The organism is Thomasclavelia saccharogumia DSM 17460 (assembly GCF_000686665.1).
In the GTDB taxonomy this organism is placed as follows: domain Bacteria; phylum Bacillota_I; class Bacilli_A; order Erysipelotrichales; family Coprobacillaceae; genus Thomasclavelia; species Thomasclavelia saccharogumia.
Genome location: NZ_JMLH01000002.1, coordinates 53,057 through 67,148, shown reverse-complemented (window position 1 = coordinate 67,148; position 14,092 = coordinate 53,057). Strand labels below are relative to the sequence as shown.

General features: G+C 30.5%; 19 protein-coding genes. 3 read left to right on the top strand and 16 right to left on the bottom strand.

Annotated features, from left to right (window positions below; genetic code table 11):
- Positions 1-28: 28 nt before the first annotated feature.
- The 8 genes from BR82_RS0101060 to BR82_RS0101030 all read right to left on the bottom strand — a co-directional run bounded on the left by BR82_RS0101060 (position 29) and on the right by BR82_RS0101030 (position 7,305).
- Entirely contained in the window at positions 29-406 is a 378-nt protein-coding gene (locus BR82_RS0101060; protein WP_027088635.1) for a Mini-ribonuclease 3, read from the bottom strand.
- Positions 406-1,743, bottom strand: a complete 1,338-nt coding sequence (gene cysS / locus BR82_RS0101055) for a cysteine--tRNA ligase (RefSeq protein ID WP_027088634.1) — start codon at positions 1,741-1,743, stop codon at positions 406-408. The genes BR82_RS0101060 and cysS overlap by 1 nt, the downstream gene beginning before the upstream one ends.
- Before the next feature lie 230 nt (positions 1,744-1,973).
- Positions 1,974-2,495 carry a hypothetical protein gene (locus BR82_RS0101050; RefSeq protein ID WP_027088633.1) on the bottom strand — a complete coding sequence of 174 codons (522 nt, stop codon included), beginning with the start codon at positions 2,493-2,495 and terminating at the stop codon, positions 1,974-1,976.
- Positions 2,496-2,554: 59 nt separating this feature from the next.
- On the bottom strand, positions 2,555-3,352 hold the full coding sequence (locus tag BR82_RS0101045) for a Cof-type HAD-IIB family hydrolase (RefSeq protein ID WP_027088632.1): 798 nt from the start codon (positions 3,350-3,352) through the stop codon (positions 2,555-2,557).
- Positions 3,353-3,455: 103 nt separating this feature from the next.
- Positions 3,456-4,886 carry a glycogen synthase GlgA gene (gene glgA / locus BR82_RS0101040; RefSeq protein ID WP_027088631.1) on the bottom strand — a complete coding sequence of 477 codons (1,431 nt, stop codon included), beginning with the start codon at positions 4,884-4,886 and terminating at the stop codon, positions 3,456-3,458.
- Positions 4,886-5,197, bottom strand: a complete 312-nt coding sequence (locus tag BR82_RS14955; protein WP_034863824.1) for a GlgC family sugar phosphate nucleotidyltransferase — start codon at positions 5,195-5,197, stop codon at positions 4,886-4,888. Before BR82_RS14955 ends, glgA begins: the two co-directional genes overlap by 1 nt.
- A gap of 77 nt (positions 5,198-5,274) precedes the next feature.
- The gene (locus BR82_RS14950; RefSeq protein ID WP_240474478.1) at positions 5,275-6,162 is read right to left on the bottom strand and encodes a sugar phosphate nucleotidyltransferase; all 888 of its coding nucleotides are present in this window, start codon (positions 6,160-6,162) and stop codon (positions 5,275-5,277) included.
- Between the two features lie 15 nt (positions 6,163-6,177).
- Positions 6,178-7,305, bottom strand: coding sequence for a glucose-1-phosphate adenylyltransferase (locus tag BR82_RS0101030; protein WP_027088630.1), 1,128 nt, complete (start codon positions 7,303-7,305; stop codon positions 6,178-6,180).
- Positions 7,306-7,525: 220 nt separating this feature from the next.
- On the opposite strand from BR82_RS0101030, the gene BR82_RS0101025 reads away from it, so the two are divergent.
- The 3 genes from BR82_RS0101025 to BR82_RS0101015 all read left to right on the top strand — a co-directional run bounded on the left by BR82_RS0101025 (position 7,526) and on the right by BR82_RS0101015 (position 8,702).
- The gene (locus tag BR82_RS0101025) at positions 7,526-7,945 is read left to right on the top strand and encodes a cell wall hydrolase (RefSeq protein ID WP_027088629.1); all 420 of its coding nucleotides are present in this window, start codon (positions 7,526-7,528) and stop codon (positions 7,943-7,945) included.
- 12 nt (positions 7,946-7,957) lie between these two features.
- The gene (locus BR82_RS14945) at positions 7,958-8,293 is read left to right on the top strand and encodes a spore coat protein GerQ (RefSeq protein ID WP_034863821.1); all 336 of its coding nucleotides are present in this window, start codon (positions 7,958-7,960) and stop codon (positions 8,291-8,293) included.
- A 64-nt stretch (positions 8,294-8,357) separates the two neighbouring features.
- The gene (locus BR82_RS0101015; protein WP_027088628.1) at positions 8,358-8,702 is read left to right on the top strand and encodes a spore coat protein GerQ; all 345 of its coding nucleotides are present in this window, start codon (positions 8,358-8,360) and stop codon (positions 8,700-8,702) included.
- 83 nt (positions 8,703-8,785) lie between these two features.
- Here BR82_RS0101015 and BR82_RS0101010 read toward each other — a convergent pair whose 3' ends face one another.
- Genes BR82_RS0101010 through yabP form a run of 8 tightly spaced genes read right to left on the bottom strand, consistent with a single transcriptional unit; the run spans position 8,786 to position 14,054 of the window.
- Positions 8,786-9,946 carry a bifunctional folylpolyglutamate synthase/dihydrofolate synthase gene (locus tag BR82_RS0101010; protein WP_027088627.1) on the bottom strand — a complete coding sequence of 387 codons (1,161 nt, stop codon included), beginning with the start codon at positions 9,944-9,946 and terminating at the stop codon, positions 8,786-8,788.
- On the bottom strand, positions 9,939-10,598 hold the full coding sequence (locus tag BR82_RS0101005) for a uracil-DNA glycosylase (RefSeq protein WP_027088626.1): 660 nt from the start codon (positions 10,596-10,598) through the stop codon (positions 9,939-9,941). Before BR82_RS0101005 ends, BR82_RS0101010 begins: the two co-directional genes overlap by 8 nt.
- Positions 10,588-11,418, bottom strand: a complete 831-nt coding sequence (locus BR82_RS0101000; RefSeq protein WP_027088625.1) for a Cof-type HAD-IIB family hydrolase — start codon at positions 11,416-11,418, stop codon at positions 10,588-10,590. The genes BR82_RS0101005 and BR82_RS0101000 overlap by 11 nt, the downstream gene beginning before the upstream one ends.
- Positions 11,418-12,239, bottom strand: a complete 822-nt coding sequence (locus BR82_RS0100995) for a Cof-type HAD-IIB family hydrolase (RefSeq protein WP_027088624.1) — start codon at positions 12,237-12,239, stop codon at positions 11,418-11,420. Before BR82_RS0100995 ends, BR82_RS0101000 begins: the two co-directional genes overlap by 1 nt.
- A gap of 37 nt (positions 12,240-12,276) precedes the next feature.
- Entirely contained in the window at positions 12,277-13,053 is a 777-nt protein-coding gene (locus BR82_RS0100990) for an alpha/beta hydrolase (protein ID WP_027088623.1), read from the bottom strand.
- A 40-nt stretch (positions 13,054-13,093) separates the two neighbouring features.
- Positions 13,094-13,378: an FtsB family cell division protein gene (locus BR82_RS0100985; protein WP_027088622.1), complete on the bottom strand. Its 285-nt coding sequence runs from the start codon at positions 13,376-13,378 to the stop codon at positions 13,094-13,096.
- A complete protein-coding gene (yabQ, locus tag BR82_RS16555) occupies positions 13,330-13,758 on the bottom strand; it encodes a spore cortex biosynthesis protein YabQ (RefSeq protein WP_084300644.1) in 429 nt (142 codons plus the stop codon). Before yabQ ends, BR82_RS0100985 begins: the two co-directional genes overlap by 49 nt.
- Entirely contained in the window at positions 13,758-14,054 is a 297-nt protein-coding gene (yabP, locus tag BR82_RS0100980) for a sporulation protein YabP (protein ID WP_027088621.1), read from the bottom strand. The genes yabQ and yabP overlap by 1 nt, the downstream gene beginning before the upstream one ends.
- Between the last annotated feature and the right edge of the window lie 38 nt (positions 14,055-14,092).

Genomic DNA, 14,092 nt, shown 5'->3' with positions numbered 1-14,092 from the left:
CTATTTTCGTCTCAAATTTATCTCAAATTTATTTAGCTTTTATATACTCTTTATACCGTTTAAATATCAATTCCAAACGATCATAATTCTTTTCTAAATATAAAGTTCCAATTATCGCCTCAAAGCCTGTCGAATGCAAGTGCTCAAGACTTTCATTTTTACTGCCTTTAGTATTTCGACCGCGTTTATATATTCCAATCTCTCTTTCGTCAAAAAAATCTTCCCCTAACATATCATGCATAAACATGGCATGTGAACTGGCAGATACGTATTTAATCGCCTCTTTTTGAAAATCATTAGTTTTTGCCAGTCCGCTTTCTTTAACCAAATAATCTCTAACCATCACTTCAAAAACTGCATCGCCTAAATAAGCCAGCACCGCAGCATTAACCAAATCTGGTCGCATTAAATTATCCCCTTACTAATTAATTCATTGCGCAATTTATCCGCCTCTTCAAAATTCTTGACTTCTTTAGCCGCTACCCAATTTTGATATAATTCTAATTCATCCAAACTTAATTGACGTGGTTCATAAACAAACCCCATAACATCTGTCATTTTTAACAGAGTATTATAACTTTTTAAAATCAATTTATTATCTTTTTCTTTAACTCGCATTAATTGATTTAAATTTTTTACCTGATTCAAAATCTGTGTTAATGCCAATGAAGTATTCAAATCATCTTCTAGCGCTTTAACCATAGTATCTATAGTTTCCTTACAATACTCTTTGCCATCAATACCGTTAACTTGTAGATACAATGATGTTGCTTTTACTACATTACTAACTTTAGCGACCTCTTTTTTGACACTATTTAATACTTCATCTGTCAAATTTAACGGATTGCGATAATGGCTAGAAAGCATAAACCATTTATACACATTACATCCTAATTCATTTATCAAATCTTTAGCCCAAATAACATTCCCTAATGATTTAGACATTTTTTGATTATCAATATTGATCATCTGATTGTGCATCCACGTATGAGCGATAGGATGATGATGACATGCCATAGATTGTGCAATTTCATTTTCATGATGTGGGAACTTTAAATCCTGACCCCCACCATGAATATCGATCTTACCGTCTTCAAATATATCATTGATCATAACAACACATTCTGTATGCCACCCTGGACGTCCTTTAGACCAAGGACTATCAAATTGAATTCCTTCATCTGTTTTCTTCCATAAAGCAAAATCAGTTGATTCTTCTTTTTTATCATTTTCATCAACTCTTTCGCTAGCTCCTGCAACCAAATCTTCAATTCGGATTCCAGATAATTGTCCATATTCTTTAATTTTAGAAACTCTAAAATAAACATCCCCATCTACTTCATAAGCATACCCTTTCTCCACCAAATCATCAATAAAGTTAATTATCGCATCCATTGTATTTGTAACGCGAGGAGCATACGTTGGAAACAATAAATTCAAATCACGGCGAACATCTTCATAAGCTTTAATATACTTATCTGTAAGTTCTTTTTCACTAATTCCCTCTTCTTTGGCTGCCTTGATGATCTTATCATCCACATCAGTAAAATTTGATACAAATATGACTTTATACCCCAAATATTCAAATGTTCTTCTTAAAACATCAAAAACAATCATTGGCCGTGTATTACCGATATGAACATAATTATACACAGTTGGACCACATACATAAATACTAACTTCACCTTCACGAATTGGTTTAAATTCTTCCTTTTGGTTTGTAAGAGTGTTAAATAATTTCATAATTACCTCCCTAAATAAAAAAGCATGATACTATTAGGGCAGGATGTGTTACTTCACCCAATAATAGATGCTTTAAAATTTTTATTAACGCTATTTCACATTTTTTTCTAAAACTCCAACAAAAATAAATCTTTTTTCGTCACTAAACTATATTTATAAACTTCTAATAATTTTATTCCTTTTATCTACAATTTAAACATATCTTAACAAAATAACATCTAAAATACAACTTATTTCCCTGTTGACTTTGAAAAACTTTGTAAATAAACTTGCATATCTTTTTCATTAGCATCATAATCATCTTTTGCGGCACAATAACCATAAATATAAGTATTATCATCACCAAAATAAACAATTTCCATAGCTTTAATTCCAGTATCAGTATATGTATAAATATATTGATATACACTTAATCCGCTATCAAGTACTGGCCGTGATACTTCTATAGAAGAAGCTCCACCTTGCTCAAGTTCTCCAGTATATAATTCATCTTTATCTTCCAGCACATTATCAGATTCATCGTTTAACACCGTAAAATACAACATATTGTTTTCCTTAGAAAATTCCACTGTACTAGTATCTTTAGAATCTAAATTAATTTCAAAATCATTAGGATAATAAAAGCTAACACCTTGTTCTGTACTATATTTTTTTCCATTTTTCTCTAAATTCACTTCTCGATCAAATGCACCACATGCAACAATAAGAATTAAACATAAAGTTGTAATAATTATTAGAACTAGTTTTTTCATTACAACCACTCCTCTACTATTCTAATTTTACACAACTCTAACTATTATTACAACCATATTTAATAGTCATTTTTTATCTCAATTAATTTATAATGTTCTAATGCTGTCACGATTCCATCATCATAGACACTACCTGTCACAAAATCACTAACTTTTTTAGAATCACCATGACCATTGGCCATACATACACCAATTCCTACAAATGACAACATTTCTACATCATTATGTCCATCACCAAAAGCCATAACCTCACTTATTTCAATTCCATAATAATCAATGATTGCTTTTATTCCATCTTGCTTTCCTCCCACTTTAGGTATGACATCATAGCCGCTTTCATACCACTGAGTATATTTGCAATGTCTAGTTAAAGCCATGATTTTTTTTATTTCTTCAGCATTTACAAAAGGATCAATTTGATAAACATCATTTTCTATTGCTCTAGATATATCTTTGACTGGTGGAATCGGAGTATTCAAAAAAATTTGGGCATTTTCAACAAGCTCATTAACTAAGTTAACATATAAACTGTCACTTTCAACAAAACTGCAGGCTAAATTATGCTTAGTCGTATATTCAACAACTCTTTTAACATCCTCTTTATTAATCGGATTACTATAAATAACTCCTTTATGATCAAAACAATATCCCCCATTCAACGTTAAATAACCATCAAAAGTAAACTGATTATTAATTCCTAACAGTTCTAATTCTAAATAATGACGGCCTGTTGCTATAAATAATTTTATTCCCTGCTCTTTTAACTGTTTTAATGCCACTAACACCTTTTCACTAATATAAGATCGTTCTTTAGAAATAAGGGTGCCATCAACATCAAAAAAAATTATTTTTACCATAGCTACATATTTCCTTTCAGCTTATAAATTTATTTATATCTAAATAAAAAACAATACTCATACTATAACCCTATGGAAGCAATAAAGACAGATTGCTCTGTCTTTATTCCATTAACGAATTAAATACTTTCAAATACTGATCAGCGCTAGCATCCCAATCAAGTTTAGCATTCATCGCTCTAATCATAATTTGATGCCATGCATCAGGATCGTTATCGTATACTTTTAAAGCATAATCAATTGTTCTCATCATTTCATGGGCATTATAATTTGCAAAACTGAATCCCGTACCAGTATTAGCATACTCATCATATGGTTCAACACTATCCTTCAAACCACCTGTTTCTCGTACGATTGGAATCGTACCATATCTAAGCGACATCATTTGTGATAAACCACAAGGTTCAAATAATGATGGCATCAAGAACATATCACAACCAGCATAAATACGACAAGATAGTCCAAAATCATATTTTAATTGTAAAGAAACTTTGTCTGGATGATGATAAGCTATACCTTTTAAAGCATCTTCATATACTCGATCACCTGCACCCAAGATAACAATTTGAACATCACGACTACACATCTCGCTAAATTGATTTATAATTAGATCTAATCCTTTTTGTTTAGTCAATCTAGTCACGATTCCAATTAATGCTACATCTTTATTCTCAGGTAATCCAACCTCTTTTTGAAGTGCTAACTTATTAACAACTTTATCTTTAAATACTGTATCAACATTATAATTCTTGACAATTTGAGGATCCGTTTCTGGATTGATCACATCATAATCAACACCATTTAATATCCCATACAAATCATACTTACGCATCTCTAAAATATTTTGTAACCCTTCACCATACTCAGGAGTCAAGATTTCTCGAGCATAAGTTGGTGATACAGTTGTAACGATATCACTATAGAAAATAGCAGCCTTCATCATATTTAAACATCCGTCATTTCGACAATTACCATTATAATATAAATAATTATCCAATCCGAATAACTCACTTAACAATCTAGGATCTGCTTTCCCTTGGAATGCGATATTATGAATTGTAAAAACAATTTTAATATTATCATAATGTTCATAATAACAATATCTTTCTTTATATAACATCGCAATCATTGCTGTCTGCCAATCATGCAAATGTAAAATATCTGGCTTAATATCCAAATGAGAAATTAATTCAAGTACCGCAAAATCAAAATAAGCAAATCTTTCATAGTCATCATCATACCCATATAAACCTGGACGACGATAATATTGTTCATTATCAATGAAGTAAAAACGTACTCCATCTAACACATAAGTAAATACACCGCAGTAAACTTTGCGCCATCCTACCCAAATATCAAAATTAGTAACAAACTCAATTTCATCCGCTAATTTCATATCTTGATACTTTGGTAAAACAACGATACTTTCAACGCCCTTTTTTACCATTTCTTTAGGTAAAGAACCTAATACGTCAGCAAGACCTCCAGATTTAATAAATGGAGTAGCTTCTGAAGTTGCAAATAAAACTCGCATTAAACCACATCTCCTTCTTTAATATACAACGGCGTATAACTATCACCTTTTAAATTTAATTGTCGTTGTACTTTAGAAGTTTTATCCATGATTACATTTTCAAGAACAGCACCTGGACTAACAATCGCACCAGACATTAAAATACAATTTTTAACAACTGCACCACTACCAATTACAACATCACGTCCAATAATACTATTTTCTACAGTTCCATTGATCATTGCACCATTAGCAACAATACTTTTTCTAACGTCTGAACCTGTTAAATATTTAGCTGGTGGTGTATCATTTGTAATTGTACGAAATCGCACCTACGGTACTCTTTCGTACAATAGGTGTGAAACTAACGTTTTCTTGCACGAAAATCTTGCGATTTCGTACAATCAAACTAATGCGTCCTTTGCATCGCATGTGCGAATATATGATATTCTCCATGCAAAGCACGCATTAGTTTCACACCTATTGTATAAATTGGCCAGTTACTCTTAAATACAGCTGATGAAATATCTAGATCTAAGAATTCTAATGAATATTGATAATAATGTTCTAATGAATCCATGCAGCGAGCATAACCTTTATATTCATAAGCATTAATTTGTTTTTCATCACATAAATAAGCCAACACATCTCGTAAACTAAAGAACGAACTAATTCTTTGGGCCTGTTTCATAATCTTCAATAACACTTTAGTATTAATTACATAAGTTTCTAAAGAAATACTACGATCCTTACGACTTCCTTTATTACGTTCAACTTTAGTAACGATTTTATCTTTAACTGTTAAACAGTCACATCCAATATACGCTTCATTAGCATCATGTACTTTTTTATAAACCATTGTAATTTCAGCACCAGCTTTTTCATGATTATCAATTACGTCACTATAATCCATAGTTGTAATAATATGAGCTGGAGCAATTACTACGTAATCAGCACTATTAGCTTCCAAAAATGCAATATTTTCTATCAAGTTATTAATATCGTGATTATAATTAGGGTTATTCGCATATCTTTCATTATATAAGAAAGAAACACCTCCAGCTTTTGAGTTAAAATTCCAAGAATTCCCACCTGCTAGATGTTTAAACAATGAACGTGGTTTCTTTTGAATCAATACTCCTACTGCATCAATAGTCGAATTAGACATATTTGATAAAACAAAGTCAATCAACGCATAACGACCTAAAAAACTAACAGATGCTACTGGTCTTCTTTCTGTAAGTCCTACAAAATCCACATCTGAATGTAGATTAACCAATCCTATTGCTTTTGCCATTTCTATCTTCCTCCCCTACTTATTATTATCACTTATTAAAGCGACTTTCTTTGCTTCTTCATTAATTTTACTCTTGGCTCTAATTACAACGCCTTCATCAACAATAGCTTTGTATACTTCGGCACCCTCTTCTACCAATACACCTGGCATCAATACAGAATCTATTACTTTAGCACCTTCACCAACATTAACATTATTAAATAAAACTGATCCATCAACTTTACCATTTACCAAACATCCTTGAGTAATTAAAGAATTTTTAACTTCAGCTTTATCACCGATAATTTGTGGTTTACCTAATGTATCTTCTGTATAGATCTTCCATTCTTTTTTAATATTATAAAGATCCAATTCTTTATCTTTTAATAGATCCATGTTAGCTTGCCATAAACTTTCTACAGTTCCAACATCTTTCCAATATCCTTCAAATTCATATGCAAATAACTTTTTGTTATCCTTTAACATATCTGGAATAATATTCATACCAAAATCATGTTTACTATCTGCTTTTTTAGCATCAGCAATTAAATATTTTCTTAATTGTTTATAAGTAAAAATATAAATTCCCATAGAAGCTAATGTTGATTTTGGGTTTTCTGGTTTTTCTTCAAACTCATATATACTTCCATCTTCATTAGTATTCATAATACCAAAACGACTTGCTTCTTTTAATGATACATTTAATACAGCAATAGTTGCGTCAGCTTTTCGCTGTTTATGAGCAGTAAGCATTTTATCATAATCCATCTTATAAATATGATCACCTGATAAAATCAAAACATATTCAGGATCATACTGATCAAGAAAACTAATATTTTGATAAATAGCATCAGCCGTTCCAGCATACCAGGTAGCTCCTACTTCCCCTCTTTCACGAGCTGGTAAAATAGCAGCTAACGACTGTTTACCATCAAGCCCCCATTTTGTTCCGGCACCAACATAAGTACCTAATAAAACAGATTCATATTGTGTTAACACACCAACAATATCAATCCCCGAATTAGCACAGTTACTTAAAGGGAAATCTATAATACGATACTTTCCTCCAAAATGAACTGCTGGTTTAGCAACTTTAGCTGTTAATGCTTCTAAACGTGTTCCTCTTCCTCCAGCTAAAATCATTGCGACAATCTCTCTTCCCATTTCAAATACCTCCTTGTCTGAATGTAAGCGCTTTAACCATAATTTAATTCTATCACAATTTAGAAATAAATTCGAGTTTAATTATCACAAAATATAATTATATATCTTGTCATATATTATACTCTAAAATATTTTTTTATAAAATAATATAATAAATCAAATTTCATAAAAAATATCATAAAATTTTTATTAGATAATATAGATATAGAGAGGTGAAAAAATGGCACGAATAGCTTACAATGACAGTGAAATCGAATTACTAGCTCGCTTAATTAAATCCGAAGCTGTAGGTGAAGGTGAAGAAGGAATGCTTTTAGTAGGCAACGTTGTCGTCAATCGTGTTGCTGCGGTATGTGATGTCTTTAGAAATGTAGTTACTATTACAGAAGCTGTATATCAAAAAAATGCTTTCGCAGGAGTTGATACACCTTTATTTAACGGACCTGTTAATACTAAGGAAAAAGAACTAGCACTAAGAACAATTCAAGGTTATCGTAATTATCCTGCAACTTATTCTTTATGGTTTAAAAATCCTGGTACTAATGTAGAATGTCCCGAAAAGTTTTATGGTTATCTTTCAGGTCGTTTTCAAAATCACTGTTTTTACGACCCTAACGAAGATTTAAATTGTGATTTATAAAGGAGAGATACAATGAATTATTTTGATGACTTAAACCCTTATTTAGTAAGACAGGATGAACAACCCCCGTCAAACGAAACACCGGTCACTAATCCCGGTACTATTAGACAAGCATATTTAGCCAATATTTTAAAATTAAATACTGGTAAATTAGGTACTTTTTATTTTACTTTTAGCGATAGCATTAAATGGCCGGATAAAGTTTATGTTGGCACAATTGTAGATGTTGGACGTAATTACTTTATAATCAAAGCACCAAATAGTGATGATCATTTTGTCCTAAATTCACTTTATTTATTATGGAGTGAATTTGATGAAGAACTGAATCTTCACTATCCCTATCGATAGTTAAATTATTATTTTAACTAATAATTAAATCAACAATAACTTTTTCATTGAAAGGATAGATATTATGGATTATTTTGATGATTTAAACCCTTATTTAGTAAGACAAGAAAATGAAACCCCTCCTACCCCAAACCCTGGAACACCACCCGTTAACCCTGGTGCCATCGGACAAGTATATTTAGGAAATATTATTAAATTAAATACCGGTAAATTAGGTACTTTTTATTTTACTTTTAGTGGTAGCACTAAATGGCGTGATAAAAGTTATGTAGGTATAATCGAAGATGCAGGACGTGACTATTTTATCATCAAAGACCCAAATAGCGAAAAACGCTTCTTATTACCTTATGTCTACTTACTATGGTCAGAATTTGACGAAAAAATAGATTATCAATTCTCTTATCAATAAAAATCATAAGTTATTTCTTTACCATAAAATAAAGATAAAAAGAGATTTCAAGCAGCTAAATAGTGTCTTGAGATCTCTTATTTTCATGTTATTTTCTTGTTTTTTAAATATTTTCGTACTGCACTAATAAAATGTAACGATCCCGTTACAACAATATTTTTATATTTTTTTTCAGCCTTAGCTAAAGCATCTTTAAAATCTAAAGCATCCGATTTTAAACGTTCATCTTCAAAACTAGCCTGAATTAGTGGATAATCCTTCAACAGTTCCAGCATTTCATCAACATCTTTATCACCTAAAGCACAAAACACAATCACTACATCTTCCAACTTCTGATCTTTTAACGTTTGAATCAAAGCTAAAATCCCATCAATATTATGAGCACCATCTAAATAAATATTACCAAAACGTTCAAATCTTCCCGGCCAGCTAAAATCATCTAAAGCCAGTTGAACTAAATCATTATCTAATTCAATTAAATCATTACATACGGTAATTGCAAGAGTCGCATTATTAATTTGATAACTGCCACAGTTTTCTAATTTATAAATATGATCCAGACAATTAAATACATATGGATATTCAGTAACATTATCAATTTCAACGATATGCAATTTACTATTATTTACTTTACAAATATCACTAAAAATATCATTTATCTGATTTCTTTGTTTTACTATATAACACGGTTTACAAGTTTTAATAATTCCCGCTTTTTGTAAAGCAATCTCCTCTAAAGTATCACCTAACATAAATTGGTGGTCATAACCAATATTGGTGATAACACTACAGATACTATCAATAACATTTGTTTTATCATTTAAACCACCAATACCGGTTTCAATGATTCGATAATCTAAATCACATTCATTAAAATAACGCAACATTATCAACACATCTATTTCAAACATTGATAATTTTTCAACTTCAATAATATTAATTAATCCATTGATGATTTCAAGTAATTTAGAATCACTGATCATCTCACCATTGATACAAATACGATCATTATGAACAAGCATATATGGCGAAGTAAACGTTCCTACAGTATATCCATGTTTCATCAATATTTCTTTAATAAAATTTGTTGTTGATCCTTTACCATTAGTACCTGCAACATGAATCATATTTTTTTGATGAAGATTAAAATGATATTTATTAACAATTTCTTGAAACTGTTCAAATGAACGCTTAACTCTTTTTGATTCGATATAATCAACAGCTTCTTTAATATTATCAAACATTATCAATCTGCCAATCAATTGGAGTCATATTATTTCTAATTAAAAATTCATTAGTTTTACTGAAAGGTTTAGAGCCAAAAAAACCTCGATGAGCAGAAAGTGGTGAAGGATGTGCACTTTCCAAAACTAAATGTTTAGTTGTATCGATATATTGTTTCTTACTACGAGCATTACTTCCCCATAAAATAAATACCATTGGTTTTTCTCTTTTATTTAATGCCTTTACGATATTCAAAGTAAAAGTCTCCCAGCCAATACCAGCATGACTATTTGCTTTTCCCTGCTCAACTGTCAATACATTATTAAGTAATAACACCCCCTGTTTAGCCCATTTGGTCAAGTCTCCATTATTAGGCATGGTAGTATGGACATCATCACTTAACTCCTTGTATATATTAATTAAACTCGGGGGAATTCTAACGCCTGGATAAACACTAAATGCCAGCCCATTTGCCTGATGTAATTCATGATATGGATCTTGTCCTAAAATAACCACTTTAACATCTTCATAATCACAAAGATTTAAAGCTCTGAAAATATTTTGACGAGGCGGAAATATTGTTTTATGTAAATATTCATTTTCAACAAAACGATGTAATTTTTTATAATACTCTTGTTCAAATTCAACAGCTACAATATCTTTAAATCTCATTGTAAATAAACCTCTCAATCAATTCTGCTACAACCCCTTCATTACAGTCAGCTTTAGTGACATAATCGCATATCTCTTTAACATCATCAACAGCATTATTAGCGGCTACTGCTAATCCTGCCACTTTCAACATTGAAATATCATTATAATTATCACCAACTGCAATCGTATCTTTAATATCAATACCTAATTTATTCGCTAAATCAATCAACCCTTGCCCTTTATTTACTCCTAAAGCATTAAATTCCATATAACGATTTGATGAATAGCTCACTTCTACGCAATCCGCGATAATCGGTTCCAATGGTTTTTCTAAACTCATCAAATATGGCACATCATCATTTTGATAAAGGATCTTGGCAATTGGCGTATTCTTTAAAAAATCAATATTATTTTCTTGACAATAAATAATTTCGAATTTAAGTTTAGCTAAACGTTTTTTCTCCGAATCACTCAAATTAAAAACATATACAGTATCAGGAGTATAAATATGCTGGCAAACATTATAATTTAATCCTGCTTCAAATATTTCTTTCACCTTTGCAAATGATAACCCTTTAAATTCAATAAGTCGATTATCTTTATTTTCAGTTAGCGCTCCGCCATTAAAAGAAATAACATATTCATTTTCTAAATCATTTAATCCCAACTCCTTTAATTCCGTTTGAATTTGCATAAAGCCCCGACCTGTTGCCGGCACAAATTTAATTCCATGTTCTTTTCGTGCTTTTAAAATGACATTTTGGTTTCTTTGACCAACATGATGATCATCATTTAATAACGTTTCATCTAAGTCAGAAACAATCAATTTATAGCCCATTACTTTTCCTCCAATACAAATTTTTCAATAACTTCTTTAACTGCTCCTTGATAATAATCACTTTTTGTAACATATTGTGCTGATTCTTTGATTTCACTATCACCACATGCAACACATATCCCCAAAGCCGCTGTTTTTATCATTTCAACATCATTATAATTATCACCAATAGCGATCGTTTCTTTTAAATCTATGCCTAGATAATCAGCTAACCACTTTAAACCATAACCCTTATTTACCCCTAAAGCATTAAACTCTAGATAACGATTTGATGAATAACTAACAGCTATTTGATCCTTAGTAAATTTATTTAATTCATGAGCAATCATTTTTAAATATCCCATATCTTTTTTCTGATATAAAATTTTAGCTATTTGTTTATCTTTAAATATCTCAAAATTATAATCATCTACTACCACAAACGGTGCTTTTTGATCAGTTTTTCGCTTTACTTCATCATCATTAGCATTATATATGTAGCACATATCTAAGGTAAAAACCAAAATACAAACATCATAATTTCTTGCTTTTTCAAACAACAACTTTGCATTTTCAAAAGAAAGACCTTTAAAATTTAAAATACGATTATTTTTATTTTCAATTATTAATCCACCATTAAAACAAATTGAATATTCATCAGCTTGATCATAAGTTCCAATTTCTTTTAAAATATCTAAAATCATATTATATGCTCTTCCCGTTGCCGGTACAAACTTCAAACCTTTAGCACGAGCTTTTTTTATTGCTTCAATATTAAAATCCGGAACATGATGATTTACTAGTAAAGTTTCATCCAAATCTGACAACATCAGCCTATACATACTTAACCTCGCTTTATAATATCAAATGATCACCTTTTTATCCATAAAACAATTCCATAAATATTGGTACTCTTTTACGCCATTCTTCCTCATTGTGACTAGCACCTTCAAAAAATCGGACTTCAACTTTATCACATTTTCTAATCATCTTTTGATAAACGATCTCATTACTTGCATAATAAATCTGGCTTACCATTTTATCACCATTCCCTTCATTTCCACCTAAATCAAAATAAAAACATTCAACTTGACTTAAATCACTTTTATCAATCAATTCACAAAATTGATCAACATAAAACCAGTATGCGGTTGAAAGTGAAGCTGTCTTTTTAAAAATATGACTATATTTTATCCCTGCGTAACTAGTAATGATTCCTCCCATTGAACTACCTACCATTGCACAATCATCTTCAAGGGTTGGAAAATGGCTATCAATATACGGCTTAAGCTGTTTAATAATAAACTGCAAATATTTTTTACCCTCACCACCAATTTTCAAACTATCATCACCGTATTCCATTTCTAAAATGTCTTTACCAATCGGCCATGGCCCATATTCATCTTCACGTTTATTTAAATGAAAATTGCATGGTATCGCCACCATAATAATATCTAAATCAACTGCTTTTACATAATCATAAAATCCCCAGCTAATTCCCATATATGCCTTATCATCAAAAAAAGCATTTTGACCATCATTTATGTATAAGACTGGATAACGCTTGTTACTAGTTTGATAATCATCAGGGACATAGATTGTAACTTTTCGCATCCGTCTTAATGATTTCATATAAAAATTTTTTTCAACAAACATCTTTATTACCTCCATAACAAAAATAAGCACTATGTGCTTATTATTTAACTCCGGGAATAATCGAAACCTGTTCTCCATCACGTGTAAAAACATAATTTTCACGAGCATAACGAGTCACATAATCCTCATCATTCAATAAATCTATTTCATTTTCTAATGCCTTTTTTTCCTTGGTAACAGCCGCTTTTTCTTTTTTTAATATAGCTATTTCATCTTGGTGCTGATAGACCGTTACCATACTATTAAACAACGTCAACAATAATCCGCAGCCAATAATCATGTACAAGAATCCTTTGATTGTTTTGAAAACTTTTCTTTTGGCCATCTCATCACCTTCTTTACCCGCTTTATTATACCATTAACTTTTCTAAAAAGAAATATTATCGGTCTTAAAATATATTTTATCATTTTTACAATCAATTCAATCAAGATGAACATATAATAATTATAATAATTAAGATATAATATATATCCAATCAGCATACTAACAAAGAAATATATCCTAATTACACCATTATTGATCTTTAGCAAACCAAGATAATAGATATACCCAAAAATAACACCAATAATAATCTGTAAAAAAAGTCTAATAATGCATTGGTGGTATTTATAAAACAAACGATTGATAAGACTGTAAACAAAAGTAAACACAAATCCATAAACAAGTGAATAACTAATCCCCTGAATCTGTCTAATTAAATCCATTATTTAAGCAATTTATTAAAAACACTTTCTTTAGATTTAGGTCCCTTTTTATTCGCTACATAAGATATCGAATCGATATTTCCTTTAATACTAACTTCACTTTTTTCCTGATCAAGTCTTGTTAGAGAAAGCTCGCTACCCGTTATATTCAAAAAACCTAATGATGTTTCAATCAAAAATTCTAATGAATCAAAACTTTCAATATTTTTAACACCCGTTAATTCAATATTCTTTCGATCTTTCAAATAAACATTATGATAAGGAGTATGTTCAAAACGTATATTATTATTTTCCATATTATTACCTCCAGTTAATAATATGAAAAAATCTTTAA

Bases quoted from the DNA above. Each gene is read 5' to 3' on its own strand.
- BR82_RS0101060 (WP_027088635.1), bottom strand. From the start codon at position 406: ATGCGACCAGATTTGGTTAATGCTGCGGTGCTGGCTTATTTAGGCGAT.
- cysS (WP_027088634.1), bottom strand. From the start codon at position 1,743: ATGAAATTATTTAACACTCTTACAAACCAAAAGGAAGAATTTAAACCA.
- BR82_RS0101050 (WP_027088633.1), bottom strand. From the start codon at position 2,495: ATGAAAAAACTAGTTCTAATAATTATTACAACTTTATGTTTAATTCTT.
- BR82_RS0101045 (WP_027088632.1), bottom strand. From the start codon at position 3,352: ATGGTAAAAATAATTTTTTTTGATGTTGATGGCACCCTTATTTCTAAA.
- glgA (WP_027088631.1), bottom strand. From the start codon at position 4,886: ATGCGAGTTTTATTTGCAACTTCAGAAGCTACTCCATTTATTAAATCT.
- BR82_RS14950 (WP_240474478.1), bottom strand. From the start codon at position 6,162: ATGGCAAAAGCAATAGGATTGGTTAATCTACATTCAGATGTGGATTTT.
- BR82_RS0101030 (WP_027088630.1), bottom strand. From the start codon at position 7,305: ATGGGAAGAGAGATTGTCGCAATGATTTTAGCTGGAGGAAGAGGAACA.
- BR82_RS0101025 (WP_027088629.1), top strand. From the start codon at position 7,526: ATGGCACGAATAGCTTACAATGACAGTGAAATCGAATTACTAGCTCGC.
- BR82_RS14945 (WP_034863821.1), top strand. From the start codon at position 7,958: ATGAATTATTTTGATGACTTAAACCCTTATTTAGTAAGACAGGATGAA.
- BR82_RS0101015 (WP_027088628.1), top strand. From the start codon at position 8,358: ATGGATTATTTTGATGATTTAAACCCTTATTTAGTAAGACAAGAAAAT.
- BR82_RS0101010 (WP_027088627.1), bottom strand. From the start codon at position 9,946: ATGTTTGATAATATTAAAGAAGCTGTTGATTATATCGAATCAAAAAGA.
- BR82_RS0101005 (WP_027088626.1), bottom strand. From the start codon at position 10,598: ATGAGATTTAAAGATATTGTAGCTGTTGAATTTGAACAAGAGTATTAT.
- BR82_RS0101000 (WP_027088625.1), bottom strand. From the start codon at position 11,418: ATGGGCTATAAATTGATTGTTTCTGACTTAGATGAAACGTTATTAAAT.
- BR82_RS0100995 (WP_027088624.1), bottom strand. From the start codon at position 12,239: ATGTATAGGCTGATGTTGTCAGATTTGGATGAAACTTTACTAGTAAAT.
- BR82_RS0100990 (WP_027088623.1), bottom strand. From the start codon at position 13,053: ATGTTTGTTGAAAAAAATTTTTATATGAAATCATTAAGACGGATGCGA.
- BR82_RS0100985 (WP_027088622.1), bottom strand. From the start codon at position 13,378: ATGGCCAAAAGAAAAGTTTTCAAAACAATCAAAGGATTCTTGTACATG.
- yabQ (WP_084300644.1), bottom strand. From the start codon at position 13,758: ATGGATTTAATTAGACAGATTCAGGGGATTAGTTATTCACTTGTTTAT.
- yabP (WP_027088621.1), bottom strand. From the start codon at position 14,054: ATGGAAAATAATAATATACGTTTTGAACATACTCCTTATCATAATGTT.